General features: G+C 71.8%; 5 protein-coding genes. All 5 read left to right on the plus strand.

Annotated elements, in window-relative coordinates; genetic code table 11:
* Positions 1 to 130: 130 nt before the first annotated feature.
* Complete coding sequence (locus ACWGKQ_RS51770; RefSeq protein WP_293993735.1) at positions 131 to 301, plus strand: Trm112 family protein; 171 nt, start codon at positions 131 to 133, stop codon at positions 299 to 301.
* Between the two features lie 55 nt (positions 302 to 356).
* Positions 357 to 1484 carry an SIS domain-containing protein gene (locus ACWGKQ_RS51775; protein WP_453299109.1) on the plus strand — a complete coding sequence of 376 codons (1128 nt, stop codon included), beginning with the start codon at positions 357 to 359 and terminating at the stop codon, positions 1482 to 1484.
* A 154-nt stretch (positions 1485 to 1638) separates the two neighbouring features.
* On the plus strand, positions 1639 to 2790 hold the full coding sequence (gene manA / locus ACWGKQ_RS51780; RefSeq protein WP_453299110.1) for a mannose-6-phosphate isomerase, class I: 1152 nt from the start codon (positions 1639 to 1641) through the stop codon (positions 2788 to 2790).
* A gap of 108 nt (positions 2791 to 2898) precedes the next feature.
* Positions 2899 to 3879 carry a cation diffusion facilitator family transporter gene (locus ACWGKQ_RS51785; RefSeq protein ID WP_453299111.1) on the plus strand — a complete coding sequence of 327 codons (981 nt, stop codon included), beginning with the start codon at positions 2899 to 2901 and terminating at the stop codon, positions 3877 to 3879.
* A gap of 280 nt (positions 3880 to 4159) precedes the next feature.
* Positions 4160 to 5091, plus strand: a 932-nt coding sequence (locus ACWGKQ_RS51790) for an adenosylhomocysteinase (protein ID WP_453299112.1), incomplete at its 3' end; no start/stop codon positions are given.

A 5091-nucleotide genomic window follows, 5' to 3' on the forward strand; every position in this document is an offset into this window, starting at 1 on the left:
GGGTCCAGGGGGCGGAGCCCCCTGGGCGGTCACCCCGGCGGACGGTCACCGGTCCCCCACGGCCAGCCCAACCCACCCCACCGGCGGTAACCTGACCGCACGCGAACATCCACCCCCGAAGGGAACCCCCATGCCGCTCGAAGCCGGCCTCCTGGAGATCCTCGCCTGCCCGGCCTGCCACGCCACCCTCAAGGAGCAGGACGCCGAGCTGATCTGCACCGGCCAGGACTGCGGCCTGGCGTACCCCGTCCGTGACGGCATCCCCGTCCTCCTCGTCGACGAGGCCCGCCGCCCGGCGTAAGCACCAGGCACGACACCCGCAGAACATCAGGACCCCGGCAACCGGAGGCCGCTCCATGCTCGACGAATCGCTGCTCGACACCCCGGAGGGCCTCGCCGAGGCCGACCGCCGAGGTCTGCTGCGCGGAGCAGCCGAGGCCGGCGCCCGCGTCCGTACGGCGGCCCGGCAGGCCAACGAGGCAGGTGTCCAGGAGCTGAAACCGGACGGCCGCCCGCGCGCCGTCCTGATCGCCGGCCCCGGCGTCGCCGCCACCCACGCCGCCGACCTCCTCGGCACACTGGCCGGACCCGGCAGCCCCGTCACCCGCCTGGCCCCCACCGGCGTCGCCCCGGCCGCCGGCGCCCTGCGCTGGGAGCTCCCCGGCTGGGCCGGCTCCGTCGACCTGCTGCTGATCGCCACCCCGGACGGCACCGAACCCAGCCTCTCTCTCCTCGCCGACCAGGCCTACCGACACGGCTGCTCGGTCGCCGCCGTGGCCCCCGCCGACACCCCGCTCGCCGAAGCGGTGGCCGGCGCCCACGGCCTGTTCATGCCGATGGCGACAGCCCCGTACGACCACGGCGAGCCGCTCGCCGGCTCCTCCCCGGGCGTGCTGTGGGCGCTGCTCACCCCGCTGCTCGCGCTCCTCGACCGCATCGGCCTGGTCACCGCCCCGCCGGACGCCCTGGAGAAGGTCGCCGACCGCCTCGACCACATCGCCGAGCGCTGCGGCCCGGCCATCGTGACCTACAGCAACCCGGCCAAGACCCTCGCCGCGGAACTCTCCGACTCGCTCCCCGTGGTCTGGACGGAGGGCGGATCGGCGGGCCCGGCCGGCCGCCGCTTCGCCGCCGCCCTCGCCGAACTGGCCGGCCGCCCCGCCCTGGTCGCCGAACTCCCCGAGGCCCTGGCAGCCCACACCGCCGTGCTCGCCGGGCCGCTCGCCGCCAGCGCGGACCCCGACGACTTCTTCCGTGACCGCGTGGACGAGCCGCCCGCGCTGCACGCGCGCGTGGTGCTGCTCCGGGACCGCCCCATCGGCGGCCTCACCGCCGCACCCGCCGCCCGCGACCTCGCCCTCGGCCACGACACCCCGATCAGCGAGCTGGAGCCCGAGGAGGGCGACGAGCTGGAGACCCTCGCGGAACTGATCGCCGTCACGGATTTCGCCGCCGTTTACCTGACGCTCGCTTCGGGGGCCTGAGGTGGACACCGGCACCGGTCCCGCCGTACGAAGGACGACCTGAGGGCCGTACCGAAGGTGAACCGGCGGGAGAACACGCGGTGAACACGTGAGCCGTGCCACGCCGTTGCCCACGCTCGCCTCCGCACGCACAGAGAACCGGCAGAGAGAAGTCATGGACCGCCTCGACAACACCATCCGCCCCTACGCCTGGGGTTCCCCGACCGCCATCCCGAAGCTGCTCGGGGTCGAGCCGAGCGGCGAGCCGCAGGCGGAGATGTGGATGGGCGCGCACCCGGGCGCCCCCTCACGCACCGCGCGCGGCACGCTCGTCGAGGTCATCGACGCGAACCCGAAGGCCGAACTGGGCGAGGCGGCCGTCGCCAGGTTCGGCCCGCGCCTGCCCTTCCTGCTCAAGATCCTCGCCGCCGGCGCACCCCTCTCCCTCCAGGTGCACCCCAACCTGGAACAGGCCAGGGAGGGTTACGAGGACGAGGAGCGGCGCGGCATCCCGGTGGACGCCCCGGACCGCAACTACAAGGACGCCAACCACAAGCCCGAACTGATCTGCGCGCTCACCGAGTTCGACGGCCTGTGCGGCTTCCGCGACCCGGAGCGGACGGCCGAACTCCTCGACGGCCTCGGCGTGGACTCCCTCAAGCCGTACGTCGACCTGCTGCGCGCGCACCCCGAGGACGCCGCTCTGCGCGAGGTCCTCACCGCGATCCTCACCGCCGACCGCGAGGAGATGGCCCACACGGTCGCCGAGGCCGCAGCCGCCTGCACCCGCCTCGGCGGCGACTACGCGCCCTACGCCGACCTCGCCCACCACTACCCGGGCGACCCTGGCGTGATCGCCGCCATGCTCCTCAACCACGTCCGCCTGCAGCCCGGCGAAGCCCTCTTCCTCGGCGCCGGCATCCCGCACGCCTACCTCGACGGCCTCGGCGTCGAGATCATGGCCAACTCCGACAACGTCCTGCGCTGCGGCCTGACCCCCAAGCACGTCGACGTCCCCGAACTCCTGCGCGTCGTCCGCTTCGAGGCGGGCGACGCGGGCGTGCTGCGCCCCGAGGCGGCCCCGGACGGCGAGGAGGTCTACGAGACGCCGATCGACGAGTTCCGGCTCTCCCGGTACGTCCTCCCCGAGGGCACCGCCGCCCACGACCTGACCCTCCCCACCCCGCAGATCCTGCTCTGCACGGCCGGTACGGTCCGCGTCGGCGAGGACGACCTGGCCCCCGGGCAGTCGGTGTTCGTCCCGGCGGGTGAGAAGGCGGAGGTGTCGGGCGCGGGCACGCTCTTCCGTGCCACGGTGATCGTCTGAGGGGGGTCCTCATCTCTCGCTGAGGGGCTGCAAGAATGGCCCACCGGCAAAGCACGGGCAAAGACGAGTACCGGCGAAGACGAGAACGAGAAGGGGCAACGCGAACTCATGAGCGCGTCAGGCGGCACCAGGGCGATCGTGGCGGCACTCGGCGCCAACCTCGCGATCGCGGCATCGAAGTTCGTGGCGTTCGCGTTCAGCGGTTCCTCGTCGATGCTCGCCGAGGGCGTCCACTCGCTCGCCGACTCCGGCAACCAGTTCCTGCTGCTCATCGGCGGCAAGAAGGCCCAGCGCGAGGCGACCCCGCAGCACCCCTTCGGCTACGGCCGCGAGCGGTACATCTACGCCTTCCTCGTCTCCATCGTGCTCTTCTCGGTCGGCGGCATGTTCGCCATCTACGAGGGCTACGAGAAGATCAGCCACCCCCACCAGGTCGAGCACTGGTACTGGCCGGTGGGTGTGCTGTTCTTCGCGATCATCGCCGAGGGCTTCTCATTCCGCACGGCCATCAAGGAGTCCAACGAACTGCGCGGCAAGCTGTCCTGGTCGCAGTTCATCCGCCGCGCCAAGGCCCCCGAGCTCCCGGTCGTCCTCCTCGAGGACTTCGGCGCCCTCATCGGCCTCGTCCTCGCCCTCGGCGGCGTGGGCCTCGCCCTGCTCACCGGCGACGGCGTGTGGGACGGCGTCGGCACGGTCTGCATCGGCGTCCTGCTCGTCATGATCGCCCTGGTCCTCGCCGCGGAGACCAAGTCCCTCCTGCTCGGCGAGGCCGCGGGCGTCGAGGAGGTCAAGAAGATCGAGGCCGCGATCGTCGACGGCGACACGGTCACCGGCATCATCCACATGCGCACGCTCCACCTCGGCCCCGAGGAACTCCTCGTCGCCGCCAAGATCGCCGTCCGGCACGACGACACGGCCGCCGAGGTCGCCAGGGCCATCAACGCCGCCGAGTCCCGCATCCGCACCGCGGTCCCCATCGCCCGGGTGATCTACCTGGAACCCGACATCTACAGCGAGGCGGAGGCCGCCAAGGGCCCCGACCCGCAAGCCACCCCGGGCGGCCCGAACCCCCTCCCCGCCGACCACTGACCCGCCCCGCCGCCCACGCTCACTCTCCTCGAACGGCGTGATCTGTTCGGAGGCGGACTGGGGACGGCCCGCTCCTGCGGTGTAACTTGGGACGGAGCCAGACGTCGCTGCTGATGGCGGTCGGGCGGTCCCGTACGGACCGTCCGAGGGAGAGAGGGCCTCCGACGGACTGCGCTGCGCGTACGTGGGCATGCCTGTGTCCTTTTCTCGGCACCCCCTTGTCCGCCGCCGCGCAGACCAGCCGTACCCACCCTCGACCCAACCCGAGGAGCAGCTCCCCATGACGACTGTCGACAGCCGACAGGACTTCAAGGTCGCCGACCTCTCCCTGGCCGCGTTCGGCCGCAAGGAGATCACCCTGGCCGAGCACGAGATGCCCGGCCTGATGTCCATCCGCAAGGAGTACGCCGACGCGCAGCCCCTGGCCGGCGCCCGCGTCACCGGCTCCCTGCACATGACCGTGCAGACCGCCGTCCTGATCGAGACCCTGGTCGCCCTGGGCGCACAGGTCCGCTGGGCGTCCTGCAACATCTTCTCCACCCAGGACCACGCGGCCGCCGCCATCGCCGTCGGCCCGAACGGCACGCCCGACAACCCGCAGGGCGTCCCCGTCTTCGCCTGGAAGGGCGAGACCCTGGAGGAGTACTGGTGGTGCACCGAGCAGGCGCTGACCTGGCCGGACAGCCCCACCGGCGGCCCCAACATGATCCTCGACGACGGCGGTGACGCCACCCTCCTCGTCCACAAGGGCGTCGAGTACGAGAAGGACGGCAAGGTCCCCTCGGTCGACACCGCCGAGTCCGACGAGCACCGCGTCATCCTCGAACTCCTGCACCGCACCATCACGGACGGCTCGCAGAAGTGGACCCAGCTGGCCTCCGAGATCCGCGGTGTCACCGAGGAGACCACGACCGGTGTCCACCGTCTGTACGAGATGCAGCGCGACGGTGACCTGCTGTTCCCGGCGATCAATGTCAACGACGCGGTCACGAAGTCGAAGTTCGACAACAAGTACGGTTGCCGGCACTCGCTGATCGACGGCATCAACCGTGCCACCGATGTCCTGATCGGCGGCAAGACCGCGGTCGTCTGCGGCTACGGCGATGTCGGCAAGGGGTGTGCGGAGTCCCTGCGCGGGCAGGGTGCCCGTGTGATCGTCACCGAGATCGACCCGATCTGCGCTCTGCAGGCGGCGATGGACGGTTACCAGGT

It is taken from the genome of Streptomyces sp. NPDC054770 (genome assembly GCF_053611985.1).